Source organism: Sphingomonas sp. H160509, from assembly GCF_024124765.2.
GTDB lineage: Bacteria > Pseudomonadota > Alphaproteobacteria > Sphingomonadales > Sphingomonadaceae > Sphingomonas.
On the sequence record NZ_JAMXSR020000002.1, the window covers coordinates 1,664,513 to 1,690,099 of the forward strand.

The following is a 25,587-nucleotide window of genomic DNA, read 5'->3' on the forward strand; positions in this document are numbered from 1 at the left end:
GGTCCTTCAGGCGATTTCGAGGATGGCGGATTTGAGCTGTGCCGAACTCGGTCCGGCCATGATCGTGAACAGCCCGGGCTCGACGACCTCGCGCATGTCGACGTCCCACAGCGCGAACGCGTCGGGGCCGAGCGTGAAGCGCAACGTCCGCCGCTCGCCGGGCGCGAGCGTCACGCGTTCGAACCCCTTCAACTCCATCACCGGCCGCGCCACCGACGAAACCTGATCGCGCACATACACCTGCACGACCTCGTCGCCGGCACGCTGGCCGATATTGGCGACGTCGACCTCGACGACGACACTGCCGGCGATGCCGATCTTCGCCGCCGACAGCCGCGGTGCGCTGACGTCGAAGCGCGTGTAGCTAAGCCCGTGGCCGAAGGGGAACAACGGTGCCGTATCCGCGAACAGGTAGCCGCGCTGCGTCGATGGCTTGCGGTTGTAATAGAACGGCACCTGGCCGACTTCGCGCACCACCGTCACGGGCAGCTTGGCACCCGGATTGATCCGCCCGAACAGCGCCTCGGCCATTGCGGTGCCGCCCTCCTGCCCCGGATACCAGCATTCGAGCACCGCGTTCGCTTTCGCCATCACGCCCGGCCAGCTCGGCGGACGCCCGTTGATCGCCGCGATCACGATCGGCTTGCCCAGCGCATGCAGCGCGTCGAACAGCGCGTTCTGCTCGCCGAGCAGGTCCAGCATGGTGCGGTCGCCGAGATGATTGGCCGAGAACCCCTCGCGGCTGGTCTGCTCGGTATCGCCGATCGCGAGGATGATCGTGTCCGCCCCGCGCGCGACCTCGACCGCCTCGGCGATCAGCGCGCGGTTCTTGGCGGGATCGGCGAGCAGCACCGCGTCCTGAGACCGGTCCTCGCTCTGCGTGATGAACACGCCCTGCGCATGGACGATCGTCGCCGCGCCGCCGATTAATGCACGCACGCCGTCGAGCAGCGACACCGTCTGGCGCGGCGGCGCGGAATAGCCGCCGAGCCGCGCGATCGCCGCATTCGGCCCGATCACCGCGATCCTGCCCTTGGGCGCGAGCGGCAGCGTGCCGTCGTTGGTCAGCAGGCACATCGATTTGCGCGCGGCCTCCAGCGCAACGCCGCGCGCTTCCGCGTTACCGGTCAGACGAGCGGCGGCGCGGGGATCGACCGGCGGCTCCTCGAACAGGCCGGCGCGGAACTTCAATGCCAACATCCGTGCGCAGGCGGCGTCGACCTGCGCGATTGGCACCGTCCCCGCGCGCACCTGGGCGGGGAGCGTGCGGTAGGCCAGACCGTCGGGCAGCGCGCTGTCGACGCCGGCCGCCAGCGCGAGTTTCGCCGCCCCGTTCAGGTCACGCGCGACGTGGTGGATCGTGTCGAGCTCCTCGATCGCGCCGTAATCGCTGACGATCGCGCCCGAAAATCCCCATTCGCCGCGCAGCACGTCGCCGAGCAGCCAGTGGTTCGCATGGCTCGGTACGCCATCGATCTCGTTATACGATGGCATCACCGCGCCGATCCCGGTCCGCGTCACGACCGCGCGGAACGGCGGGAAGAAGCTCTCGCGCAGTTCGCGCTCGCCGATCGGTGCGGGGCCGATATTGTTGCCGGCCTGGGGCTGGCCGTGGCCGGTCATGTGCTTCAACGTCGCGAAGACCTTGCCCGGCGCCAGCGTCGTGCTATCGCCCTGCAGCCCCTCGACTGCGGCAACCCCCATCTCGCCGCACAGATAGGGGTCCTCGCCGAACGTCTCCTCGATCCGTCCCCAGCGCGGGTCGCGCGCGATATCGACGACCGGCGACAGCGAGAGGTGACTGCCATGCGCGCGCACCTCGCGACCGATGATCACTTGCGCGCGTCGCATCAGATCGCGGTCGAACGCGCCAGCCATGCCGATCGCCTGCGGGAACATCGTTGCGTTGGGCGCCATATAGCCGTGCAACGATTCCTCGTGGAAGATCACCGGGATGCCGAGCCGCGTGCCCCGTGCCCAGCGCTGAACCGCGTTGACGAACGCGATCGTCGAAGCCGTCCCGCGCCACGCGGCCCCGGTGCCGCCGGCCGTCACTGCGACCGACGGCCCGCCGCGCTTGTCGGACGGCCGCGTGACCTGCCCGAACCCCGCCGGATACGCCGCGGTCGCGCGCGCCGGATCGAAATTGAGCCCGCCCGACACCATAACGTCAGCCTTGGTCGCCCACAAGGAAATGGTCTGGCCAACTTTCTCCTCCAGCGTCATCCGCGCCATCAGGTCGCGGACCCGAAGATCGACCGGCGCGCGGGGATCGCGGTAGGTGGGTGACGGGGTCGCAGCGTACGCAACGCCGGGGATAAGCCCTGTGATGGAGACCGAACCGAGCAGGCCGAAAAGGTCACGCCGGGTCGGCATCATGGTCGGCGCGTTCCCTGCTGTCTTCGTACCGGCCAAGATTATCTCCTAATGTGAAACGCGGCATTGCTGTCGAAGCCGTCGTCGTGATAGCGATAACATGGCTGATCATCCGCGATCCTGTCAATGTGGTGCGGAACGGCGGGAGAGGATTATGATGATATTCGGCCGGTGGATCGGTAAGTTCGTGCTTCTGTTCGGAGCGGTAATTGGTTTGACCGGACCGGCGCAAGCTGAAGACGGCTATGATCTCTGGCTGCGATATCCGGCTTCGGCGACGACAGGCGCGCGCGGCGCACCTACGATCGAGGCACGCGGCGATACACCTACGCTGAAGGTGGCCGCGGCGGAATTACGCCGCGGCGTAGGTTTGTTCGGGACGAGCACGCTGCCGATACTGCTGGCCACCACCAACGATCCCGACGTCGCAGCACTCCGCCTTCCGCTGGCAGCGCTCGGCGATGAGGGGTACCGCGTTGGACCAGTCACGCTCGGGTCCCGCCGCGTGCTGCTCGTCACCGCCAACACCGATCGCGGCGTACTCTATGGCAGCTTCGCGTTGCTGCGTCATCTCCAGACCGGCGGCAGCGTCGACCGAATTGACCTGACCTCGACCCCGCGCGTGAAGCTGCGCGTGCTCAATCACTGGGACAATCTGGATGGCGTGGTCGAGCGTGGTTATGCCGGCGCGTCGCTGTGGGACTGGTGGACGCTCCCCGATTTCCGCGACCCGCGCTACACCGACTACGCGCGCGCCAACGCCTCGATCGGGATCAACGGGACCGTCCTGAACAACGTCAACGCGAAAGCGGAGAGTCTGACCGCGCCGTATATCGCCAAGGCTGCTGCGCTTGCCGACGTATTCCGGCCGTACGGGATAAAGGTATATCTGTCGGCACGGTTCTCGGCCCCGATCGAACTCGGCGGGATGAAGACCGCCGACCCGCTCGATCCGCAAGTCGCTGCGTGGTGGAAAGCGAAGACCGACGAAATCTATCGCAGCATTCCCGATTTCGGCGGCTTCCTGGTCAAGGCGAACAGCGAGGGCCAGCCGGGCCCGCGCGACTATCACCGCAGCCATGCGGACGGCGCTAACATGCTCGCCGCCGCGGTTGCACCGCATGGCGGGATCGTGATGTGGCGCGCGTTCGTCTATGCCGAGACCGACCCCGATGACCGCGCGAAGCAGGCGTATACCGAATTCAAGCCGCTCGACGGCAAGTTCGCGCCGAACGTCATCGTTCAGGTCAAGAACGGTGCGATCGACTTTCAGCCGCGCGAGCCGTTCCACCCGCTGTTCGGCGCGATGCCCAAGACCCCGCTGATGATCGAGTTCCAGATCACCAAGGAGTATCTCGGCTTCGCGACGCACCTCGCCTATCTCGGGCCGCTGTTCGCCGAAACGCTTAGCAGCGAGACGATGCGGACGCCCGGTGAAACCGTGGCGAATGTCGTCGACGGTTCGGTGGAAGGTCATAGACTTACCGGCATGGCGGGCGTGGCAAATATCGGCCGCGACCGCGACTGGGCGGGCTCGACGTTCAACCAGGCGAACTGGTACGCGTTCGGCCGGATGGCGTGGGATCCCTCACTCGGCGCAGCCCCGGTCGCGCGCGAATGGGCGGCGATGACGTTCGCACCCTCCCCCGCCGTCGTCGATCCCGCGGTCGCGATGATGATGGGATCGCGCGAGGCGGTAGTCGACTACATGACCCCGCTGGGCCTCGCGCACGTCATGGCGACGGGGCATCACTACGGCCCCGGCCCGTGGGTGGCCGACCTCAAGCGCCCCGAATGGAACCCCGTCTATTACCACCGTGCCGACAAGGGCGGGATCGGCTTCGATCGTACCAAGACGGGAAGCAACGCGGTTGCGCAATACGCGCCCGAGCTTGCCCGCAAGCTGGCCGCCCCTGCAACGACGCCGGAGCGCGACCTGTTGTGGTTCCACCATGTGCCTTGGACGTACCGGACGAACTCAGGGCGATCGGTGTGGGCGGAGATGATCCATGATTACGATGCGGGCGTGGGCTACGTGGCCGGCATGCGTCGGCAGTGGGACGGCGTGAAGACCGAGGTCGATGCCGAGCGCTGGGCGAAGACCGCGACGTATCTCGCAGTCCAGGAGCGCGAGGCGCGCTGGTGGCGCGATGCCAGCCTTGCCTATTGGATGTCGGTCAACGGCCTGCCGCTCCCGGTAGGGGCCGCGACGCCAGCGCACGACCTGGCATGGTACAAGGCGCAGCGCTTTCCGTACGCGCCCGGCAACCCGCAATAGCTGCGCGCTGACACTAAATAGGAGGACGAGACACGATGATGAGACGGTGGCCGGTAGCGCTGGTGTTGAGCGCTCTGATCGTGACGGGCGCGGGCGCACGGGACACCGCGCCGACTCGAGACGCGCATTGGATCGCGACCTGGGGATCGTCGCAGATGATCGCCGAGGGGGGACAATGCGCTCCCTGCCGATCGGGCCGGTGCGATCACGCTACGCCAAGTGGTGCGGGTTTCGGCCGGCGGTGAACGCGTGCGCATCCGGCTTTCCAACGCGTTCGGCACGCGCCCACTGGCGATCGGCGGTGCGCACGTCGCCCGGTCGGCCGCCCCCCGGTACGCCGCGGATTGAAGGCGGCGCGCGGCTGACCTTCTCCGGCCGAAGCGACGCGGTAATCCCGCCCGGCGCGGAAATGTATAGCGACCCCGTCGCGTTGCATATCGCGGCCGGTGCCGATCTTGCCATCAGCCTTTATTTGCCAGACGCTGCTAGCCCGCAGACCGGCCACCCCGGCTCGCGCGCGACGAGTTTCACGCTGGCCGGCAACGCGGTGGCGGACGGGACGTTGGCGGGCGCGACGCCGACGACGCATTGGTATGCACTCGCGGATGTGGAGGTCGCTGCCACCCCGACGGCGGGTACGATCGTGGCGATCGGCGACTCGATCACCGACGGTTACGGCGTGAAGCCCGAACGCAACACTCGCTGGACCGACGTGCTCGCGCAGAGGCTTCGCGGAACTACGGCAAAACGCGCGATCGGCGTCGTCAATGCGGGGATCGGCGGCAATCGCGTTCTGCTCGACGGACTTGGCCCAAATCTCCTCGCGCGTTTCGATCGCGACGTTATCGCACGCAGCGGCGTGCGCTGGGCAATCGTACTGGAGGGCATCAACGACCTTGGCGTGCTAACGCGCGAAGCACCCGCCACGCCTGCGCAACATGCCGCGATCGTCGCGCAAATCACGGCGGGCTTCGCGCAGGTCGTCGCGCGGGCGCATGCTCACGGGATCAAGGTAATCGGCGGGACGGTGATGCCGTTCGGCGGCAACACTTATTATCATCCCATCGCGGAGAACGAGGCGGATCGGCAGGCCGTCAACAGCTTCATTCGCACGTCCGGGGTGTTCGACGCCGTCATCGATTTCGACCGGTTGATGCGCGACCCGGCGCATCCCGATCGGCTGTCTCCTGCGTATGACTCGGGTGACCACCTGCACCCGTCCGAAGCTGGCTATAAGACGATGGGCGAAGCCGTACCGCTAAGCCTGTTCGGCGACTCGCGTGCGTCGGCCCGGTCGCGATCGGTGATTGGCGCTACGGCTCCGGTGCCGGTCGGTCCTTCCGAGCGCGGCGTGGCCAAGGGGCCTGCCATCGCGATCACCTTCGACGATATTCCTGCCCATGGTCCGCTAGTGCCGGGGCAGACTCGGGTCGATGTGATCCGGGCGATTACCGGGGCGCTGGCTGCTGCCAAGGCGCCGGCGTTCGGGTTTTTGAACGCGGGTTTCGGGCTGGATGCGCCGGACGATGCTGCTGGGGCGATCGCGGCTTGGCGTGCTGCCGGACTGCCGCTTGGCAACCACACTTATTCGCATGCCAATCTCGACAAGGTGGGCGCGGCTGCGTTTTCCGCCGATGTGGTGCGGAACGAAGCGCCGCTTGCTGCTGCAGCCAAGGGAACCGACTGGCATTGGTTTCGGTATCCGTTCCTTTCTGAGGGTAGCACACCGGCGGTTCGCGACGCGGCTCGTGCCGACCTCAGGGCTCGGGGCTATCGGGTTGCGGCGGTGACGATGAGCTTCAACGATTTCAGCTGGAACCCGGTCTATGCCGCCTGTTCGATCAAGCGGGATGCGGGGGGCGATCGCCAGGCTGGAGGCGAGCTTTCTCGGCGATGCGCGGGCTGCGGCCTTGGCGGCACGGGCGCGGGCCAAGGCTCAGGTGGGACGGGATATTCCCTATGTCCTGCTGATGCATGTCGGGGCGTTCGATGCGCGAATGTTGCCGAAGCTGCTCGCGCTGTACCGCGAGATGGGGTTCCGTTTCGTGACGCTGCCCGACGCCGAAGCCGATCCCTATTATGCGCCGGCGGTCGAACTTTCGCTGCCGGGACCGACGCCGTCGCTTGCCGGCCCGCCTGCCCTGCCCGCGCTGGCCGGTCCGCTGGCGGGGCTTTGTAGCTGATTGCCGCCCCCTCTCTCCCGCGGGTCGGGAGAGAGGGGTTTCACGTCACTTCTCGTTGAGAGCTGCCTGCGCCGCGGCGAGGCGAGCGATCGGGACGCGGTAGGGGCTGGCGGAGACGTAATCGAGGCCGACCTTTTCGCAGAACGCGATGCTGGCGGGGTCGCCGCCGTGCTCGCCGCAGATACCGAGCTTGATGCCGGCGCGGGTCTTGCGCCCACGTTCGGCGGCGATTTCGATCAGTTCGCCGACGCCTTCGACGTCGATGCTGACGAACGGGTCCTTGGCGTAGATGCCCTGCTCGACATAGGCGCCGAGGAAGCGCGAGGCGTCGTCTCGGCTGACGCCAAGCGTCGTTTGCGTCAGGTCGTTGGTGCCGAACGAGAAGAACTCGCCGACTTCCGCGATCTCACCGGCGCGGAGGGCTGCGCGGGGGAGTTCGATCATCGTGCCGACGAGATACTCGATCGTCCGGCCCTTTTCGGCGAACACCGCCTGGGCAGCCTTGTCGACGACCGCCTTCATCAGTTCCAGCTCGCGGCGGGTGGCTACGAGCGGGATCATGACTTCGGGAATCGGGGCGGCGCCGGACTTCTCGGCGACGTCGACCGCCGCCTCGAAGATGGCACGTGCCTGCATCTCGTAGATTTCGGGATAGGTCACACCGAGGCGGCAGCCGCGGTGGCCGAGCATCGGGTTGAACTCGTGCAACTCCGCCGCGCGGCGCTTCAAGGTGTCGACGTCGACGCCCGCCGCGGTCGCGACTTCGGCGAATTCGGATTCCTCGTGGGGCAAGAATTCATGGAGCGGCGGATCGAGCAGGCGGATCGTCACCGGCAGGCCGGCCATGACCTCGAGGATCTCGGTGAAATCCTTGCGCTGTTCGGGGAGCAGCTTTTCGAGTGCGACGCGGCGCCCCCTTCTCGTCCGATGCCAGGATCATCTGGCGGACGTTGGTGATGCGGCTGCTCTCGAAGAACATATGCTCGGTGCGGCAGAGGCCGACACCCTCGGCGCCGAACTCGCGCGCGACGCGGCAATCCTCGGGAGTCTCGGCGTTGGCGCGGACTTTCAGACGACGGACCTCGTCGGCCCAGACCATCAGCGTGGCGAAATCGCCCGACAGTTCGGGCTGCACGGTCGCGACCGCGCCGATCATCACTTCGCCGGTGGTGCCGTCGATGGTGAGCAGGTCGCCCCTCCTTCACCTCGCGGCCGCCGCAGCGCATGATCTTCGCCTTGGCGTCGATGGAAAGCGTGCCGGCACCGGAAACGCAGGGGCGTCCCATGCCGCGCGCCACGACTGCAGCATGCGATGTCATCCCGCCGCGTGCGGTCAGGATGCCCTTGGCGGCGTGCATGCCGTGGATGTCGTCGGGCGAGGTCTCGGTCCGGACGAGGATCACCGCGACGCCGTCAGCGGCCTTCTTCTCGGCGGCATCGGCGTCGAACACGACCGCACCCGAGGCTGCACCCGGCGATGCGGGGAGGCCCTTGGTGAGCACATCACGGTGAGCCTTGGGATCGAGCGTCGGGTGGAGCAGCTGGTCGAGCGCCATCGGCTCGATGCGCAGGATCGCCTCCTCGCGGGTGATGAGACCTTCGTTCGCCATGTCGACCGCGATCTTGAGCGCGGCCTTGGCGGTGCGCTTGCCGGCACGCGTCTGGAGCATCCAGAGCTTGGTCTTCTCGACCGTGAACTCAATGTCCTGCATGTCGCGATAGTGGTTTTCGAGCGTGTCGAACACGTCGGCGAGCTGGTTGTAGACCTCGGGCATCGCCTCTTCCATCGAGGCGGGCTTGGCGCCGGCGTCTTCGCGCGCGGTCTTGGTGAGGTATTGCGGCGTGCGGATGCCGGCGACGACGTCCTCGCCCTGCGCGTTGATCAGGAACTCGCCGTAATAGGCGCGGTCGCCCTTGGACGGGTCGCGCGTGAACGCGACGCCGGTCGCCGAGGTGTCGCCCATGTTGCCGAACACCATCGCCTGGATGTTGACCGCGGTGCCCCAGCCGCCGGGGATATCATTGAGGCGGCGATAGACTTTCGCACGCTCCGACTGCCACGAGCCGAACACCGCGCCGACCGCGCCCCATAGCTGGTCGTGAACGTCCTGCGGGAAGGGCTTGCCCCAGAGCTTCTCGACGAGACCCTTATATTCGGCGACGAGTTTCCGGAGATCGTCGGCGGAGAGTTCGGTGTCGAGCGTGAAGCCCTGGTCTTCCTTGGCGATCTCCAGCGCTTCCTCGAACGCGCCGTGATCGAGTTCGAGGACGACGTCGGCGTACATCTGGATGAAGCGGCGATAGCTGTCCCAGGCGAAGCGCGCATCCTCGGACTTGGCGGCGAGGCCTTCGACGGTCTGGTCGTTGAGGCCGAGGTTAAGGACGGTGTCCATCATTCCCGGCATCGACGCGCGGGCGCCGGAGCGGACCGAGACGAGCAGCGGGTCGGCGGGGTCGCCGAATGTCTTGCCCGTGACGCCCTCGATGTGCGCGAGGCCGGTGGCGACCTCGTCGCGCAGGCCTTGCGGGAACTGGCCGCCTTCGTCGTAATAGACCGCGCAGAAATCGGTCGAGATCGTGAAGCCCGGCGGGACCGGCAGGCCGATCGACGCCATCTCGGCGAGGTTCGCGCCCTTGCCGCCGAGCAGGTTCTTGTCGCCCTTGCCGCCATCCGAAACACCGCCGCCGAAGCGGTACACATATTGGGTCATGGTCGGTCCTCTAAGTGTTTGTTTTTACCCGCAAGACGGCGCGGAAGTGCACAAAGTGCAGACGCTGGGAGCATCTGCACTTCGCCTCAAATCACCCCTCGATCTTCGAGAAATCTGCGACGTTGTGCACTGCGGCGCGGACTCGCTCAAGTAGCGCGAGACGAGCGGATCGCTTGGCGGGGTCGGAATCGTTGACGATAACGCTATCAAAGAATGCGTCGATCGGCGCGCGCAAAGACGCGAGTGCGGCCATGGCGGCGGCGAAGTCTTCGCGTTCGATCGCGGCCGTTGCGCGGGGTTCGGCGGAGTCGAGCGCGGTCATCAGCGCAGTCTCTGCCGGTTCGGGGGGTGTAGGACAGCACCTTCTCGCTCTCCCCCGGGGAGAGGGGCTGTTCCGGGCGCTGCACTGCTTGGCAGCCCCTCACCCCTACCCTCTCCCCCGGAGGGGAGAGGGAGCAGAAGGCGCTTCCTTCTTCAAAATATTGGCGGCGCGCTTGTAGCCGGCGAGCAGGTTCGCGCCGTCCTCGGTGGTCACGAACGCCTGGAGCGCATGGACGCGCGCAAGCAGGCGGACGAGATCGTCCTCGCCGCCGAGCGCGAACACCGCGTCGATCAGGTCGTGCCGGACGCCGGCTTCGCGTTGCTGGACTTTCAGGCGGTCGGCGAAGAACGTAATCAGGTTCTGCCGTGCGGTTGTCCGCTCGATAGTCCCCATAACTGTTCGCGACGCTCGAAATGCTGCCGAAAGCGGCAAACGTATTTTCGCTTCGATCAGAGTTGCGATGACGCCGAGAGCCGCTCGACGCAACGCAAATGGGTCTTTGGAACCAGTCGGGGCCATGTCGACGGCAAAAGAATTCGATCAACGTATCCAGTTTGTCCGCCAAGCTTACGGCCACCGTTACCGGGTCGGTGGGGACGTCGTCGCCTTGGCCGACCGGCTTGTAGTGGTCGCGGATGGCGGTGGCGACTGCGGGGTGCTCGCCCTGCGCGGCGGCGTAGTAGCCGCCCATCAGGCCTTGCAGTTCGGGGAACTCGCCGACCATGCCGGTGACGAGGTCTGCCTTTGCGAGGCGGGCTGCGCGGTCTGCGAGGTCGGCCAACTGCTCCCTCTCCCCCTGCGGGGGAGAGGGTTGGGGTGAGGGGGCTGTTCCGGGGGTGGCGCTGCTTGGCAGCCCCTCACCCCGGCCCTCTCCCCGGGGGGGAGAGGGAGCAGAAGTGACGATGCCCTCTTCTACCAGCCAGCGGGCGAGCTTCGCGACGCGGTCGACCTTGTCGGCTACCGTGCCGAGCTTTTCGTGGAAGACGATCTTCGACAGCTTGTCCGCCTGCTCTTCGAGCGGGACCTTCAAGTCGGTGTCGTAGAAGAACTTCGCGTCCGACAGGCGCGCGGCGAGCACCTTGCGGTTGCCCTCGACGATCTTCGCGCCGCCGTCGTGCGCGGCGATGTTAGCGGTACAGACGAATGCGTTCGCCAGTTTTCCGTCGGCGCTGCGGCAGACGAAATATTTCTGGTTCACGCGTGCCGTGAGCTGGATCACCTCGGGCGGTACGTCGAGAAACGCGGAGTCGAACTGGCCTAGCAGGGGAATCGGCCATTCCGTCAGCCCGGCATTCTCCGCGACGAGGCCCTCGTCCTCGATCAGTTCGAGACCGGCCTGCATCGCGGCTTCGCGGGCGTGGTCGCGGATCAGCGTGGCGCGTTCGTCGTGGTCGACGATGACGTGGCAGGCGCGCAGCTTCTCGACATAGTCGTGCGCGCCGCCGATCGTGATCTGGTACGGGTGGTGAAAGCGGTGGCCGAGCGTCGCGGCGCCGCTGGCGATCCCGGCGATCTCGAACGGCACGATCTCTTCGCCGAGCAACGCGACGATGCCTTGCAGCGGGCGGACCCAGCGGAGCGACTCGGTGCTGGCGGAGGCGTCGCCCCAGCGCATCGACTTCGGCCACGGGAACGCGCGGACGATCGCGGGGATCGCCTCTGCGAGCACGGCGGCGGTGGCGCGGCCGGGCTTTTCGGTGACTGCGAACAGCGTGCCGTTGCGGTCGACGAGTTGCTCGCGCGTGAGGCCGGTCTTGCGGAGGAAGCCTTCGAGCGCCTGCGGGGGGCGGAGGTCTTGGGACCCTTGGTTTCCTCGGAGACGGCGGCGGTCTCCAGCGGCAGGTCGCGCGCGATCAGCGTCAGGCGGCGCGGTGTCGCGTAGGTGACGATGTCGCTGGTGGCGATGCCGGCCTTGGCGAGCTCGGCGGTGAACAGCCTGGCGAGGTCTTCACGCGCCTTGGACTGCATCCGGGCGGGAATTTCTTCGGAGCGGAGTTCTAGGAGGAAGTCGGTCATGGGACTCTCAAATCCTCCCCGGCACGGGGAGGGGGGACCGTCCAAAGGACGGTGGAGGGGGCAGGCCGCGAACGGAGCGTATGTGGCACGCCCCCTCCACCATGCTGCGCATGGTCCCCCTCCCCGTTCCGGGGGAGGAATGGCGATAGCGCGCATCATGCCGCCCATCCGTGCTTGTCCATCCAGGCGGCGCAGGCGCCTTTCGCGAGGTCTCGGACGCGGCCCATATAGGCTTGGCGTTCGGCTACGGAGATTACGCCGCGGGCTTGCAACAGGTTGAAGATGTGGCTGGCTTTGATCGCCTGCTCGTAGGCCGGGATCGGGAGTTTGGCGGACAGGCTGTTCTCGCATTCGGCGACGTGCTTGCGGAACTGGTCGAAGAGCGAGTCCGTGTCGGCGATCTCGAAGTTCCACTTCGACATCTCCTGCTCGTTCTCCAGGAAGACGTCGCCGTAGGTCACGCCGGCGTCGTTGAACGCCAGGTCGTAGACCGAGTCCTTGTCCTGGATGTACATCGCGAGGCGCTCCAACCCGTAGGTGAGTTCGCCGGCGACGGGCTTCATGTCGAAGCCGCCCATCTGCTGGAAATAGGTGAACTGCGTCACCTCCATGCCGTCGCACCAGACCTCCCAGCCGAGACCCCAGGCGCCGAGCGTGGGGCTTTCCCAGTCGTCCTCGACGAAGCGGATGTCGTGCTTCAGCATGTCGATGCCGATCGCCGCGAGGCTGCCGAGGTAGAGTTCCTGGAGGTTGGCGGGGCTCGGCTTCAGGATGACCTGATACTGGTAGTAATGCTGGAGCCGGTTGGGGTTCTCGCCGTAGCGACCGTCGGTCGGGCGGCGGCAGGGGCTGCACGAACGCGGCGTTCCACGGCTTCGGCCCGAGCGCGCGGAGCGTCGTGGCGGTGTGGAAGGTGCCCGCGCCCATTTCCATGTCGTAGGGCTGCAGGATCAGGCATCCGTGTTCGCTCCAGTAATCGTGGAGCGTGAGGATCATGCGCTGGAAGCTAAGAGGCTTTGTCACGGATTGGGTCACGCGCGGGCTTTGGCGGATGGGGGTGCGGGAGGCAAGTGGTGCGTTAAGCTGCGGCGTCCTACATGGGCTGCACCAACGATAAGGATGCCGTCACCTTGAAGCTGTTTTCGAAGATCGTTTCGTTCCGATCCGCGCTGTCCGCCATCGCCATGGCGTTCGCTTTGCCCGCCTGTGCGCAGGTCGCGCCGAAGCCTGTGCAAGCCGCGAACGATGCCGATCCGGCCTTATGGGTGGTGAAGGACAAGGACACGACGATCTACCTGTTCGGGACGATCCATGTGTTGAAGCCCGGCATGACGTGGTTCGACGAGGCGGTGAAGACCGCGTTCGATCGCTCGAACCAGGTGGTGCTGGAACTGGTGATGCCGGACCCTGCGAAGATGCAGTCGCTGGTAATGGCGACCGGCGTGTCGAAGGACGGCCCGACGCTGACCGAGCAACTGCCCGCGGACAAGCGTGCGGCGTATGCGAAGGCGGTGACCGACCTTGGCTTGCCGGCGAATGCGTTCGATCGGTTCAAGCCTTGGCTGGCGGCGACCAACCTGTCGATCGCTCCGCTGTCGAAGCTTGGGTACGACTCGGCGAACGGGCCGGAGCAGGTGATTACCGCGGCGGCGAAGGCTGCGGGGAAGCCGGTGATCGGGCTTGAGACGGCGGAGCAGCAGCTGGGGTATTTCGGGGGGGCTGTCGCAGACGGCGCAGATCCAGTTTCTGGGGAGCACGATCGACGAGTTGCCTAAGCTCGAGAGCACGATGGCGACTATGGTGGACGAGTGGGCGAAGGGGGATCCTGAGGCTTTGGCGCGCGAGATGAACGATAGTTTGAAGGACTCGCCCGAGGTAGCGAAGGTGTTGCTGGTGGACCGCAATGCGCGGTGGGCGGAGTGGGTGAAGACTCGACTCGGGACGCCGGGGACTGTGTTCGTCGCGGTCGGTGCTGGGCACCTCGCGGGTAAGGATAGTGTGCAGGCACAGTTGGCTAAGCTTGGGGTGAAGGCCGAGCGGGTCAAGTATTGAGGCGCCGAGTCCCTCTCCCCCTCGGGGAGAGGAGGGGGAGGAGCCCTTGCGACGGAAGGGTGAGGGGGAGTTGGGATAATCGCGCCGAGCCTCACCGCCCCTCACCCTCCCACGTGCAAGCGCACGCGGGCCCCTCCCTCTCCCCGGGGGGCGAGGGTTCAGGTTTAGTTGATTAAATCCCCCACTTCCGCTATGCGCCCGCGCTTCCGGTCCATGGTCATCCCTGGAGGCGTGGGCGGGAAGGACAACAAACGAGTTTCGGAGAATACAGATGAGCGACCAGTTGACGCTCGCAGCCGAGACGCGTGACCGGGTTGGCAAGGGAGCCTCCCGGGCGCTGCGTCGTGATGGCCGCGTGCCTGCCGTGATCTACGGCCTGAACCAGGAACCAACCTCGGTTCACCTCGAGGAAAAGGCGCTGATGAAGGCGCTGATGACCGGCCACTTCATGAATTCCGTCGTGATGGTCAACGGCGTGCGCACGCTGCCGAAGGACGTGTCGTTCCACCCGGTTTCGGATCGCCCGATCCACGTCGACTTCCTGCGCATCGGCGAGCATTCGACCGTCACCGTCGCGGTGCCGATCGCGTTCACCGACGAGGACGACGCACCGGGCATCAAGAAGGGCAAGGGCGTCCTCAACATCACGCGCCACGAGATCGAGCTGGTCGTCGACGCTTCGGACATCCCGAGCGAGATCGTGATTTCGCTCGCCGGTCTGGAGATCGGTGATTCGATCCACATCAGCGACGTGAAGCTGCCCAAGGGCGCGACGCCCGCGATCGACGACCGCGACTTCGCGATCGCCACGATCGTGCCGCCGACCGTGCCGACCGTCGAGGACGAAGAGCTCGAGGCTGAAGTCGCCGAAGCACAGGCTGCCGAGGCTGCTTCGGACGAAGAGCCGGTCGTTGAGCCTAACGACGATGACAACGACGACGACAAGATCACGCCGCAGAAGAAGGACTGAGGGTTCAGCCCTTCGTCTTAGGATGATCTGGCGGGCGGGAAAGCTAGGGCTTTCCCGCCCGTTTTCGTACTACCGTCATGCCGGGCTTGTTCCGGCATCCACCCGTCCGCAAACTCGACAGAGCTGAGCGTGCGGAACGGTGGGCCCCGGCCTCCGCCGGGGTGACGGACATGTTTATGACTGGGAATTGAGATGCAGATCTGGGCGGGACTCGGCAATCCGGGGGCGCAATATGCGATGCACCGGCACAATGTCGGGTTCATGGTCGCCGACGCGATCGCCGAGGTGCACGGCTTCGGCGCGGTGAAGAAGCAGTTCCAGGGCTGGACCCAGGAGGGGGCGGATCGGCTCCGAGCGAATCCTGCTGCTGAAGCCCGCGACCTTCATGAACGAGAGCGGGCGCGCGATCGGCGAGGCGTTGCGCTTCTACAAGCTCGACGTCGAGGCGCTGACGGTGTTCCACGACGAACTCGACATCGCGCCGTTCCGCGTGAAGGTGAAGACCGGCGGCGGGACTGCGGGGCATAACGGGCTGCGCTCGACCGACCAGCATCTGGGGCCGGAGTTTCGGCGCGTGCGGCTGGGGATCGGGCATCCGGGGCACAAGGATCGCGTGACCAGCTATGTGCTCGGCAATTATGCGAAGGCCGAGATCGAGCCGTTGAGCGACATGCTCGGCGCAGTCGCGGCGGAGGCCAAGTGGCTGGCGGAAGGTGACGACGTCCGCTTCATGAACGATGTCGCGTTGAGGATGCAGCCATGACCACCCGCTCTTTGTTTGCCACGCGGTTCTACGAGGCCGATCTCGGCGACGCCGATCTGGTCGAGGAACTCGAGGATGCCGCGCTCGAACTGGCGAAGGCCGATCGCGCGGGTGTCGCCTGGTCGAAGGCGCATGGGTATCGCGGGTATACGTCGTATGCGTCGCTGAACGACCTGCCGCTGCGCGATCCGCGGTTCGGGGATCTGGTGCGGTTGCTAAACAAGCATGTCGCGCAGTTCGCGAAGGACTGTGCGTTCGATCTGGGCGGGCGGAAGTTGAAGCTGGATAGCCTTTGGGTGAACGTACTGAAGCCTGGGGGCGCGCATTCGGGGCATATCCATCCGCATAGCGTCGTGTCGGGGACGATGTACGTGGCGATTCCGGAAGGGGCCGGCGCGCTGAAGCTGGAGGATCCGCGGCTGCCGATGATGATGGCGGCGCCGACGCGGCTGGAGGATGCGGCGGAGGATCTGCGGACGTTCGTTTATGCCGAGCCTAAGCCGGGGGAGTGTTTTTCTGTGGGAGAGCTGGTTGCGGCATGAGGTCGTGCCGAATGCCGCCAAGGGCGAGCGGATCAGTATCAGTTTTAACTATCGGTGGTGAGGTAGAGCGCAGTCCGGTGCGGTAGATGGCCCCACCCCGGCGGAGGCCGGGGCCCAGTTGGGAAACGTCGCTAACGAAGGACTGCCCTTCATGACACTGGCCTTCCCACCTGGGCCCCGGCCTGCGCCGGGGTGGTAGTGTTTGGGGAAGCGTTCGGCACTTCTTACCCCCTCCCCTTCAGGGGGAGGGAGTTTGGGGCGGCACACTCAGCTGGCACCGCCCCCCTGCCAAATTACGCCGTCTTCATCGACGCCATGTCGATGACGAAGCGGTATTTCACATCGCTCTTCACCATGCGCTGATACGAGGGTTCGATCTCGTCCATGCGGATCATCTCGATGTCCGACACCAGCCCGTGCTCGTTGCAGAAATCGAGCATCTCCTGCGTCTCGGCGATGCCGCCGATCAGCGAGCCGGCGATCGCGCGGCGTTTGAAGATCAGGTTGCCGACCGAGGGCGACGGATGCGCATGCTCGGGGACACCGACCAGCGTCATCGTGCCGTCGCGCTTGAGCAACGCGGTGAACGTGTCGAGGTTGTGGCTCGCCGCGACGGTGTTCAGGATGAAGTCGAAGCTGTTGGCGTGTTCGGCCATCGCGGCCTCGTCCTTCGAGACGATCAGGTCCTTCGCGCCGAGACGCTTGGCATCGTCGCGCTTGTTCGGCGAGGTCGAGAAGACATAGACCTCGGCACCCATCGCATTGGCGATCTTGACGCCCATGTGGCCGAGACCGCCGAGACCGACGATGCCGACCTTCTGGCCGGGGCCGACCTTCCAGTGCTTGAGCGGCGAGTACGTCGTGATGCCGGCGCAGAGCAACGGCGCGACCGCAGCGAGGTCAGCCTCGGGATGCGAGACCTTCAGCACGAAGCCTTCGTCGACGACGATCTTGTCCGAATAGCCGCCGAAGGTGTGGCCGCCGAGCACGGGATCGGGGCCGTTATAGGTGCCGACGAAGCCGGTCGTCTCGCAATATTGCTCCTCGCCGTCCTTGCACGACGGGCATTCGCCGCAGCTGTCGACCATGCAGCCGACACCTACGACGTCGCCGACCTTGAACTTGGTGACGTCGCTGCCGACGGCGGTGACGTGGCCGACGATCTCGTGGCCGGGGACGCAGGGGTAAAGCGTGCCTTCCCACTCGCCCTTGGCGGTGTGGAGGTCGGAATGACAGACGCCGCAGAACGCGATGTCGATCGCGACGTCGGTCTTGCCGGGCTCGCGGCGCTCGAACGAGAACGGTGCGAGTGGGGTTTCGGGGGATTGCGCGGCGTAGCCGTTGGCGGTCGTGGTCATGTAGTTCCTGATCTATCTCAAGCTGGAGTCGGGATATAAGCGTCGCCCATATGATAACTACCGACCGGTATGATTATTTTGCTGCACTGCGGCAATCGAGTGGGTCGATCAGGGCTGCTCTCGCTGATCCTCCCCCGCCAGGGGGAGGTGGCGCGCAGCGACGGAGGGGGGAGGAACACGCGACATCGGTTGCGCTGGCCTCCCCCTCCGTCAGGCAAGTGCCTGTCACCTCCCCTTGCGGGGGAGGATCAAGGGAATGGCGTCCTTGCTGGCCTTCCGCACCGCCCTGCCCTAAAGCGCCCGCACATTCTTATACCAAGGGCATATCATGGGTTTTCGCTGCGGCATCGTGGGGCTGCCGAACGTCGGCAAGTCCACTCTCTTCAACGCGCTGACCGAGACGGCCGCGGCGCAGGCGGCGAACTATCCGTTCTGCACGATCGAGCCGAACGTCGGTAACGTCGGCGTGCCCGACAAGCGGCTCGACGCGCTCGCCAAGATTGCCGGATCGCAGAAGATCATCGAGACCCAGCTCGGCTTCGTCGACATCGCCGGCCTCGTGCGCGGCGCGTCGAAGGGCGAAGGGCTCGGCAACCAGTTCCTCGGCAACATCCGCGAGGTCGACGCGATCGTCCACGTGCTGCGCTGTTTCGAGGACGGCGACGTGACGCATGTCGACAACAAGGTCGATCCGATCGCCGACGCCGAGACGGTCGACACCGAGCTGATGCTGAGCGATCTCGAAAGCCTCGAGAAGCGCGTGCCGAACCTCGCCAAGAAGGGCATGCAGGGCGACAAGGAAGCCAAGATCGGCGCCGCCGTGCTCGGCCAGGCGCTCGAACTGCTCCGCGAAGGCAAGCCCGCGCGGCTGACCGTGCCGAAGGACGAGGACGAGGCGCGCGTGTTCGCGCAGGCGCAGTTGCTGACCGCGAAGCCTGTCCTGTACGTGTGCAACGTCGACGAGGGCGATGCGGCGAACGGCAATGCGCTGTCGGCGCGGGTGTTCGAGAAGGCCAAGGCCGAGGGCGCCGAGGCGGTCGTGGTGTCGGCGGCGATCGAGGCGGAAATCGCGACGATGCCCGCCGAGGATCGCGGCGAGTTCCTGGGCGAACTGGGGCTGGAGGAGACCGGCCTCGCGCGCGTCATCACCGCCGGGTACAAGCTGCTGCACCTGCTGACGTTCTTCACGGTCGGCCCGAAGGAAGCGCGCGCCTGGACCGTCCACGAGGGCGCGACCGCACCACAGGCGGCCGGCGAGATCCATGGCGATTTCGAAAAGGGCTTCATCCGCGCCGAGACGATCGCGTTCGACGACTTCATCGCGCTGGGTGGCGAGTCGAAGGCGCGCGAGGCGGGCAAGCTGCGCGCGGAAGGCAAGGCGTACGTCGTGCACGACGGCGACGTGATGCACTTCCTGCATAGCTGACGAATTTGGCGGCGGCGGGTCAGCGATAGTTTTCGCAGGCTATCCCGTCGCCATCGCCGTCCATGCCGGCACGATAGCCTGGCTGGCCACGATGTAGCGGTGCGGCCCCCCGCCGCCCGCACTTCGCGGCACCCGCGGTAGAATACCGAGCTTTCCGACTGGGAGCTGGTTGAAGGGGCGGGCCGGTGGCGATGATCCAAAAGCCGGTCGAACGACGTTGTAGGGCTCGGCGTCTGCTACGCGTCGTGCAGGCGCGACGGCGTGCCGCCGCACCACCGGCGGCGCGGCAATCACCATATCGGGGACCGCCTTGGTATCGACGATAGCCGGGGCAGGAATCGGCTGCGGCTCAGTGGCTTTCCAGACACCGGCAAACATCAATGTCGAGGCGATCGCCGTGACCGCGATAAAGGAACGCTCCATACGCCACCATACGGGCGTACTGGTTGACGAATATTTATCGATGGTTGCTGCCTCAACTGCCGAGACAGTAGATTACACGATTTCCATTGCGGCAGATTAGCCCCGGTTCAGCACGGACCATGCCAGAACACACCGCGGCTTGGTTCCGAGTAGCAAGCTGCGGACATCGGAAGGTTCGCTTTGCTGACCGGCACATCGTAGCCATAGCCACCATCGAAATATGCTTTGGTCGTGATATCCACGCCCCAGGTGTGGACCGTTACATCTTCAGGGTAGAGGTCGGCGATAGCCGCGGGCCATTTTCCCTTCGAGATTTTTCTCCAGTTTTTTGGTCGTTCCGCCGGGTATTTTTTCATCAGCGCCTGAGCCCCGGCTCGAATCGCCTCAAGTTTGTTGGCATCGGAAATGGGCCGGTTGCAACCACTGAGAAGCGACATAACCGCCAACATGGTAAGCATAGTTGTCGCGGATCTCGATCTGTCCATCAGGTATCCAAGCACATCCATCAACCGTCCACTATCAGCCGTTAGCCGTTGCTCTTGGTAAGATCAGGCAATGCCAATGGTCGTCTTGCGGCTTTGCGACCTGCCGCGGCGACTATGACGGCGCTGGACAGGAGGATGCTGGATACGAGGGCGCCGACCGATAGCAGGCCGACGGTCGTTACCGAGGCGTCGAACGTCGTGCGCTTGCCGACCCGAATCGAGACTTTGGCGGCGGGGGCTTGGCGGGTTTCCGTTCGGTCGGGGTGCGTTGGGGTCTTCATGGGCCGAGGCTGAACCTTTCGCGGCTTTCGGGCAAGTCGGCGATTTGGCGCGGCTGCGGCGTTGCCGGATTCTACGAAAGACTGCGAGGTTGTCGCGGGTCGTGCGCGGAGTTAGACCGGCGGCATGATCGCGCGCCTGATCCTGGCTTTGCTCCTTGCAGCGTTTGCGCTTCCTGCGGTGGCGCCGGCGGCGTGTCATGACGCGTCTGCTTCGCGGGGGTCTGCCGTCGTCATGGACATGGCGGCGATGGGCGGGACGCATGAGGCGATATCGGGCCATCGGCCGGATCACGAGGCGCCCGATCGGAAGGCTACGCCGCTGCATGGGTGCATCGGGTGCGTGCCGCCTTCGAACTGGAATGCCGCCCGGGTGCTCGGCGTGGCGTTGCGGGATCCGGTTATGGTGACCGAGCGGGTGGCGGTGCTGGATCTTGGAGCTGGCGTCGCGCCGGTTTTGCGGCCTCCGCGAGAGGCTTGATCGTCGAGTGCCGAGGCACCGTGATTTTCAGGCTTTTCCAAGGATATAGTGATGACTCGATCGAGGTTTCTCGCGGCTGGGGCCGTGAGGGCGATGCTGCTTGCGGGCGGTGTCGAGGGGGGCGGTGCTGCCAGTTGGCGCGGTGGCGCAACATGCCATGTCCATGCCGGGCATGACGATGCCGGATGCAGTTCCCAGGAAGACGGTGAAGAAGGCCAAGTCGCGGCCGGTGGTTAAGCGTTCGGGTGTGCGTTCGGCTGCTCCGTCGGCTCACACGTTGCAGCCGGGGAATGCTGTCGATCATTCGACGATGGACCATTCGGCGATGGGCCACCCTGCTCCGGTCGCTCCTCCGACTTCGGCCACACCGTCTGCGATGCCCGAGGCTATGCCCGGCATGGATCATGCACAGATGGATCACTCGGCGATGCCTGGGATGGCGATGGACCATAGCGCGATGGGGCACGCGATGATCGTCGACCCCACTTATCGCGCGGCGTCCGATGCGGCGTTGGCGAAGATGCCGGCGGGCTCGGCGATGGCGGGGATGGCGATGGGGACGTCGGCCGGGTTCTATAGCCAGGGCAGCGGGACGTCGCGGTTGCCGGCGGCCGAGGGGCCGATGCGCGGGTATATGGCGCAGGTCGGCGAGTGGATGCTGATGGCGCATGGCTATGCGTGGGGCGTCGCGACCGACCAGGGGGCCCGCGCGGCAAGACCGAGGCGTTCGTGCAGTCGATGGCGATGCTGATGGCGGATCGCGATCTGGGCGACCGGTTTCATATCCAGCTGCGGACGATGAACAGCCTCGAGCCGCTGATGGGTGCGCGGGGCTATACGAACTTGTTCGCGACCGGGGAGTTGGCGAACGACCGGCCGCTGGTCGATCGGCAGCATCCGCACGACCTGTTCATGGAGCTTGCCGCGAAGGTCGATTACCGGCTGGGGAACGGGAATACCGTGTTCCTGTATGGCGGGCCGGTGGGCGAGCCGGCGCTGGGGCCGAGCGCGTTCATGCACCGGGGGTCGGCGCGGTATCAGCCGATGTCGCCGATCACGCATCACTGGTTCGATTCGACGCACATCACCTACGGCGTGGTGACGGCGGGGTATGCGACGCCCGCGTTCCAGCTGGAGGCGTCGGCGTTCAAGGGGCGCGAGCCGGACGAGCATCGCTGGAATATCGAGACGCCGCGGCTCGATTCGTGGAGCGTGCGGGGGACGTGGACGCCGTCGCCGTTCTGGGCGGTGCAGGTGAGCCATGGACGGCTGAAGGAGCCTGAGGCGCAGCATCCGGGCGAGGACGAGAATCGCTCGACGGCCAGCGTGCAATATGCGCGGGGCGGGCTGGCGACGACGTTCGCGTACAGCCTCAAGGACCGCGTGCCGGGGGAGAAGCTGAGCGCGTTCCTGGCGGAGGCTACGTATGAGCTGACGCCGCGGCATGCGGTGTTCGGCAGGCTCGAGAACGTGGCGAACGACGAGCTGTTTCCCGACGAGGGCGATCCTTTGCACGATACCAAGTTCCGGGTGACGAAGGCGGAGGTCGGGTACGCGTACCGGGTGCCGATCGTCGGGCCACTTGGGTTGGCGCTCGGCGGGACGGTGGCGGCGTATGCCAAGCCGGCGGCGCTGGAGGCGGCGTATGGGAAGACGCCGGTGAGCTGGACGTTGTTCAGCAAGCTGGCGGTGGGGTTGTAGGCTGCATAACATCGGACGGCACCTGTTGTTCTCCCGCGAAGGCGGGAGCCCAGTCTGGGTCCCCGCCTTCGCGGGGAAACAAGCGAGGATAAGTTCGCCTCGCACGGATCGCTTTCTCTCGTCGTTCGTGCCGAGTAAGGACCGCGCGAAGTCGCCACTTGCTCGGGACGAACGGTTATGATGAAGAACGCGCTGGCTCTCCTCGGTTCTGCACTTGGGCTGGCACTCACTGGGTGTGCGTATCCGTATACACCCCCTGCCCTTGCGCCGATTACTGCACCTGCTCCGACCACGACGGCGGCGGCTGCGATGCCGGGCGAGGCTCGGGCGCCGGTCACGATTCTCGTGTCGATCGACGGCTTTCGGCCGGATTATCTCGATCGTGGCGTGACACCCAATCTCAACCGGCTGCGCGCCGGCGGGGTGTTCGCGAGCATGCGGCCGTCGTTTCCGAGCATCACCTTTCCCAATCACTGGACGCTGGTGACGGGGCTTCGGCCCGATCGCAGCGGGATCGTCGGCAACAAGATGGAGGATCCCGCGCGGCCGGGCGAGACGTTCACGATGGCGACGGACGATCCATTCTGGTGGAGCGAGAGCTCGCCGATCTGGGTCGACGCGGAGAAGGCGGGGGATCCGGACAGCGACGATGTTCTGGCCGGGCGCGAACGTCGCGGTGGGCGGCAAGGTTAAGCCCGACAGCCATGGCGCGATCGACGGGGGGTACGCGGCCGGAGGACTGGCAGCAATTCAACCAGCAGGTTTCGGGGACACAGCGCGTCAACGCGGTGCTCGACTGGATGCGGCGGCCTGCGGCGATCCGGCCGAAGCTGGTGACTCTGTATTTCGATAAGGTCGACAGTGCGGGTCATGCTGGGGGGCCGGACAGCGCTGGCGTGACCCAGGCGGTGGCGGATGTCGACGCTAGCATCGGCATGCTGGTCGATGGGCTTGCCGCGCTGGGGCAGCGGGCGAACCTGGTGATCGTCGCCGACCACGGCATGGCGGCGACGAACAGTACGCGAGTCGTGGCGCTGGATACGATCGCAGATAAGGCGGATTATCGCACCGTCGAGACGGGGCCGTACGCGACTCTGTTCGCGGTGCCGGGGCATGAGGCGGCACTGGAGGCGCGGTTGCTGAAGCCGCACGATCAGCTGCAATGCTGGCGGAAGGGGGAGATCCCGGCGCGGTTCCATTACGGGCGCAACCCGCGGGTGCCGAGCTATCTGTGCCTCGCCGATGTCGGCTGGCGGGTCGATCCGAGTGCGCCGACCAAGGCTTCGGTCGGCGGGATGCATGGGTACGACAACATGGCGCCGGAGATGCGCGCGCTGTTCATCGCCAACGGGCCGGCGTTTGCGCGCGGCAAGACGATTGCGAGCTTCGACAACGTTGCGATCGAGCCTTTGCTGCGCGACCTGATCGGGTTGCCGGCCGAAGCGGGGCTGGACGGCACCGACGCACCCTTCCAGAAGGTACTGCAACGATAAGAGGAGAGGTTGTGCAGTATTTCGAGGATATCGAGGTCGGTCGGACCGCGTCGTTCGGTTCCTACGCGGTCACGCGCGAGGAGGTGATGGACTTCGCCGCGAAATACGATCCGCAGCCGTTTCATCTGTCCGACGAGGCGGCCGCGCAGACGCACTTCGGGCGGTTGTCGGCGAGCGGCTGGCACACGTGCGCGATGGTGATGTCGATGGTGGTCGCGAACCTGAAGGAGAACCAGCAGGCGGGGCTCGGGTCGCCGGGGATCGACGATTTGAAGTGGGTGAAGCCGGTGTATCCGGGGGACACCTTGCGGTGCGAGACCGAGATTCTGGAGAAGCGGGTTTCGGCGAGTCGGCCGGAGATGGGGATCTTCAAGAGCCGGATGCGGGTGTTCAATCAGGACGACGTGATGGTGATGACGTTCGTGTCTAATGGGTTAGTGGCTACCCGCCCTGCTGGCACGCCGACCGGTTGATTGGCGGTCGATCGCCCCTCACGTAATCCGGCTCTTCGTCTGACGTTGGTGTTTTTCACGCGAAGGCGCGAAGGCGCTAAGAGAAGATTTGTTCACGCGGAGACGCGGAGGCGCGGAGAGATTTAGGATGGCAGAGCTTCGTCGTGGGCTTCACTGTCGCGATGAGTGGACCGCGCTGTTCCTGAACTACTCTCCGCGTCTCCGCGTCTCCGCGTGAAAACCAATCTTTCTCTGTGCGCCTTCGCGTGAACCAATCTGCTCGAGTTACTGCGCCGGACGACCGCCGCCGCGGTTGCCACCGCCCTGACGTCCGCCACCGAAGCGCTGTCCGCCGCCGAAACGCTGGCCGCCGCCGCCGCGATTGCCTCGGAATGCGCCGTCGCCGCGATTGCCGCGGAAGCCGCCTTGAGCCTGGGGCTGCTGCGGGTTGGTGACCTGGCCGGGCTGTGCGGGCTGGCCGGGTTGACCGAACTGGCCGCGATCGGGACCACGGCCGCGACCCCAACCTTGGCCGGGACCTCGCCCGGGACGGCCGTTGCCGAACTGGCCCTGACCGGGTGTACCCGGATTACCCTGGTAGCCCGGACGGTTGCCACGCCAGCCGCCGTCTCGGCCGCCATTGCCGCGGTTGCCGAATCCGCCCCAGTTGCCGCGACCGCCGTCGTTGTGGTTGCCCCGATACTGCTGGCGGCCCTGCCAATAGCGCTGCTGGTTGCCGTTCCAGCGGTGCGGGCGACGGTAGCGGTCGTAGACGTACACGCCCGAGCCGGGATAATAATAATCGCCGCTCCAGCCGTAGTAGGAGTTCAGGCCGCCATAGCCTGCGAAGCCATCATAGCCGCCGCCGTAGCCTGCGCCATAATAGCCGTCGCCGTAGCCACCACCGTAATAGGGATCGCTGGCATAGCCGACGCCCGCGCCGCCATAGCCGTAACCATCAGTGCAGCCTGCGACGCCTAGTCCGAGACCCAGGGCTAGGCCGATAATGCCGAAGCGCTTCATAAACATGGAAGTTCTCCCATACGTGGAGAGCGGACACAACGCGCCGCCATTCATCGCATAACGGAGTCGGTATGTCGCAAGTTCCATGAATGGGGTCTGACGGGTTTGGGGGTGGCGAGTGGAGCGCCTGCGCGGGCGAGGCGCTCTCCCTTTGCTGTTCCCTCGCGAACGCGGGGGTCCAGGGTAGCGGTGCACTACGGTATTTAGCTGGGCCCCCGCGTCCGCGGGGGGAACAGTTATGATACTATGTTTTC

Annotated in this window: 18 protein-coding genes and 5 pseudogenes; 14 read left to right on the top strand and 9 right to left on the bottom strand. The window is 65.8% G+C overall.

Annotated elements, in window-relative coordinates; translation table 11 throughout:
* Positions 1 to 6 precede the first annotated feature (6 nt).
* Positions 7 to 2,376: a glycoside hydrolase family 3 N-terminal domain-containing protein gene (locus NHF48_RS09780; RefSeq protein WP_253072388.1), complete on the bottom strand. Its 2,370-nt coding sequence runs from the start codon at positions 2,374 to 2,376 to the stop codon at positions 7 to 9.
* 154 nt (positions 2,377 to 2,530) lie between these two features.
* Here NHF48_RS09780 and NHF48_RS09785 point away from each other — a divergent pair, with 154 nt between their 5' ends.
* Together NHF48_RS09785 and NHF48_RS09790 are read left to right on the top strand one after the other, a co-directional pair.
* Entirely contained in the window at positions 2,531 to 4,654 is a 2,124-nt protein-coding gene (locus tag NHF48_RS09785; protein WP_446741141.1) for an alpha-glucuronidase family glycosyl hydrolase, read from the top strand.
* Positions 4,655 to 4,829: 175 nt separating this feature from the next.
* Entirely contained in the window at positions 4,830 to 6,833 is a 2,004-nt protein-coding gene (locus tag NHF48_RS09790) for a GDSL-type esterase/lipase family protein (protein WP_263816830.1), read from the top strand.
* 49 nt (positions 6,834 to 6,882) lie between these two features.
* On the opposite strand, the pseudogene ppdK reads toward NHF48_RS09790, so the two are convergent.
* From ppdK to NHF48_RS09805, 3 pseudogenes are all read right to left on the bottom strand, one after another.
* A pseudogene (ppdK, locus tag NHF48_RS09795) lies at positions 6,883 to 9,548 on the bottom strand (pyruvate, phosphate dikinase).
* Between the two features lie 91 nt (positions 9,549 to 9,639).
* A pseudogene (gene glyS, locus NHF48_RS09800) lies at positions 9,640 to 11,886 on the bottom strand (glycine--tRNA ligase subunit beta).
* A 155-nt stretch (positions 11,887 to 12,041) separates the two neighbouring features.
* Positions 12,042 to 12,882, bottom strand: a pseudogene (locus NHF48_RS09805) (glycine--tRNA ligase subunit alpha).
* Between the two features lie 101 nt (positions 12,883 to 12,983).
* On the opposite strand from NHF48_RS09805, the gene NHF48_RS09810 reads away from it, so the two are divergent.
* The 5 genes and pseudogenes from NHF48_RS09810 (at position 12,984) to NHF48_RS09830 (ending at position 16,274) form a co-directional block, all read left to right on the top strand.
* Positions 12,984 to 13,661 carry a TraB/GumN family protein gene (locus tag NHF48_RS09810; protein WP_263816831.1) on the top strand — a complete coding sequence of 226 codons (678 nt, stop codon included), beginning with the start codon at positions 12,984 to 12,986 and terminating at the stop codon, positions 13,659 to 13,661.
* Positions 13,654 to 13,938: a TraB/GumN family protein gene (locus tag NHF48_RS09815; RefSeq protein ID WP_253071001.1), complete on the top strand. Its 285-nt coding sequence runs from the start codon at positions 13,654 to 13,656 to the stop codon at positions 13,936 to 13,938. Before NHF48_RS09810 ends, NHF48_RS09815 begins: the two co-directional genes overlap by 8 nt.
* A gap of 271 nt (positions 13,939 to 14,209) precedes the next feature.
* Positions 14,210 to 14,908 carry a 50S ribosomal protein L25/general stress protein Ctc gene (locus tag NHF48_RS09820; protein ID WP_253071002.1) on the top strand — a complete coding sequence of 233 codons (699 nt, stop codon included), beginning with the start codon at positions 14,210 to 14,212 and terminating at the stop codon, positions 14,906 to 14,908.
* Between the two features lie 192 nt (positions 14,909 to 15,100).
* Positions 15,101 to 15,671, top strand: a pseudogene (pth, locus tag NHF48_RS09825) (aminoacyl-tRNA hydrolase).
* Positions 15,668 to 16,274 (top strand): annotated as a pseudogene (locus tag NHF48_RS09830) (TIGR02466 family protein). The pseudogenes pth and NHF48_RS09830 overlap by 4 nt, the downstream one beginning before the upstream one ends.
* Before the next feature lie 232 nt (positions 16,275 to 16,506).
* Here the strand turns inward: NHF48_RS09830 and NHF48_RS09835 are convergent.
* On the bottom strand, positions 16,507 to 17,571 hold the full coding sequence (locus NHF48_RS09835; RefSeq protein ID WP_107961504.1) for an NAD(P)-dependent alcohol dehydrogenase: 1,065 nt from the start codon (positions 17,569 to 17,571) through the stop codon (positions 16,507 to 16,509).
* Positions 17,572 to 17,899: 328 nt separating this feature from the next.
* Here NHF48_RS09835 and ychF point away from each other — a divergent pair, with 328 nt between their 5' ends.
* Positions 17,900 to 18,997, top strand: a complete 1,098-nt coding sequence (ychF, locus tag NHF48_RS09840; RefSeq protein WP_056047251.1) for a redox-regulated ATPase YchF — start codon at positions 17,900 to 17,902, stop codon at positions 18,995 to 18,997.
* A gap of 19 nt (positions 18,998 to 19,016) precedes the next feature.
* Here the strand turns inward: ychF and NHF48_RS25925 are convergent, their stop codons facing one another.
* The 3 genes from NHF48_RS25925 to NHF48_RS09855 all read right to left on the bottom strand — a co-directional run bounded on the left by NHF48_RS25925 (position 19,017) and on the right by NHF48_RS09855 (position 20,186).
* Positions 19,017 to 19,193 (bottom strand): excalibur calcium-binding domain-containing protein, encoded by a 177-nt coding sequence (locus NHF48_RS25925; RefSeq protein WP_446741209.1) that lies wholly within the window; start codon positions 19,191 to 19,193, stop codon positions 19,017 to 19,019.
* Positions 19,194 to 19,527: 334 nt separating this feature from the next.
* Entirely contained in the window at positions 19,528 to 19,878 is a 351-nt protein-coding gene (locus tag NHF48_RS09850; protein WP_253071003.1) for a hypothetical protein, read from the bottom strand.
* Between the two features lie 68 nt (positions 19,879 to 19,946).
* On the bottom strand, positions 19,947 to 20,186 hold the full coding sequence (locus NHF48_RS09855) for a hypothetical protein (RefSeq protein WP_253071004.1): 240 nt from the start codon (positions 20,184 to 20,186) through the stop codon (positions 19,947 to 19,949).
* Positions 20,187 to 20,310: 124 nt separating this feature from the next.
* Here NHF48_RS09855 and NHF48_RS09860 point away from each other — a divergent pair, with 124 nt between their 5' ends.
* The 6 genes from NHF48_RS09860 (at position 20,311) to NHF48_RS09880 (ending at position 24,331) form a co-directional block, all read left to right on the top strand.
* Complete coding sequence (locus tag NHF48_RS09860; protein WP_253071005.1) at positions 20,311 to 20,664, top strand: hypothetical protein; 354 nt, start codon at positions 20,311 to 20,313, stop codon at positions 20,662 to 20,664.
* Positions 20,665 to 20,788: 124 nt separating this feature from the next.
* The gene (locus NHF48_RS09865; RefSeq protein WP_253071006.1) at positions 20,789 to 21,415 is read left to right on the top strand and encodes a hypothetical protein; all 627 of its coding nucleotides are present in this window, start codon (positions 20,789 to 20,791) and stop codon (positions 21,413 to 21,415) included.
* The gene (locus NHF48_RS09870; RefSeq protein WP_253071007.1) at positions 21,343 to 22,365 is read left to right on the top strand and encodes a hypothetical protein; all 1,023 of its coding nucleotides are present in this window, start codon (positions 21,343 to 21,345) and stop codon (positions 22,363 to 22,365) included. The genes NHF48_RS09865 and NHF48_RS09870 overlap by 73 nt, the downstream gene beginning before the upstream one ends.
* A gap of 180 nt (positions 22,366 to 22,545) precedes the next feature.
* Positions 22,546 to 23,058, top strand: coding sequence for an alkaline phosphatase family protein (locus tag NHF48_RS25930; RefSeq protein ID WP_446741142.1), 513 nt, complete (start codon positions 22,546 to 22,548; stop codon positions 23,056 to 23,058).
* A gap of 11 nt (positions 23,059 to 23,069) precedes the next feature.
* Positions 23,070 to 23,858 carry an alkaline phosphatase family protein gene (locus NHF48_RS25935; RefSeq protein WP_446741143.1) on the top strand — a complete coding sequence of 263 codons (789 nt, stop codon included), beginning with the start codon at positions 23,070 to 23,072 and terminating at the stop codon, positions 23,856 to 23,858.
* An 11-nt stretch (positions 23,859 to 23,869) separates the two neighbouring features.
* Positions 23,870 to 24,331, top strand: coding sequence for a MaoC family dehydratase (locus NHF48_RS09880; protein WP_253071008.1), 462 nt, complete (start codon positions 23,870 to 23,872; stop codon positions 24,329 to 24,331).
* A 264-nt stretch (positions 24,332 to 24,595) separates the two neighbouring features.
* Here the strand turns inward: NHF48_RS09880 and NHF48_RS09885 are convergent, their stop codons facing one another.
* On the bottom strand, positions 24,596 to 25,339 hold the full coding sequence (locus NHF48_RS09885; protein WP_253071009.1) for a hypothetical protein: 744 nt from the start codon (positions 25,337 to 25,339) through the stop codon (positions 24,596 to 24,598).
* Positions 25,340 to 25,587 lie beyond the last annotated feature (248 nt).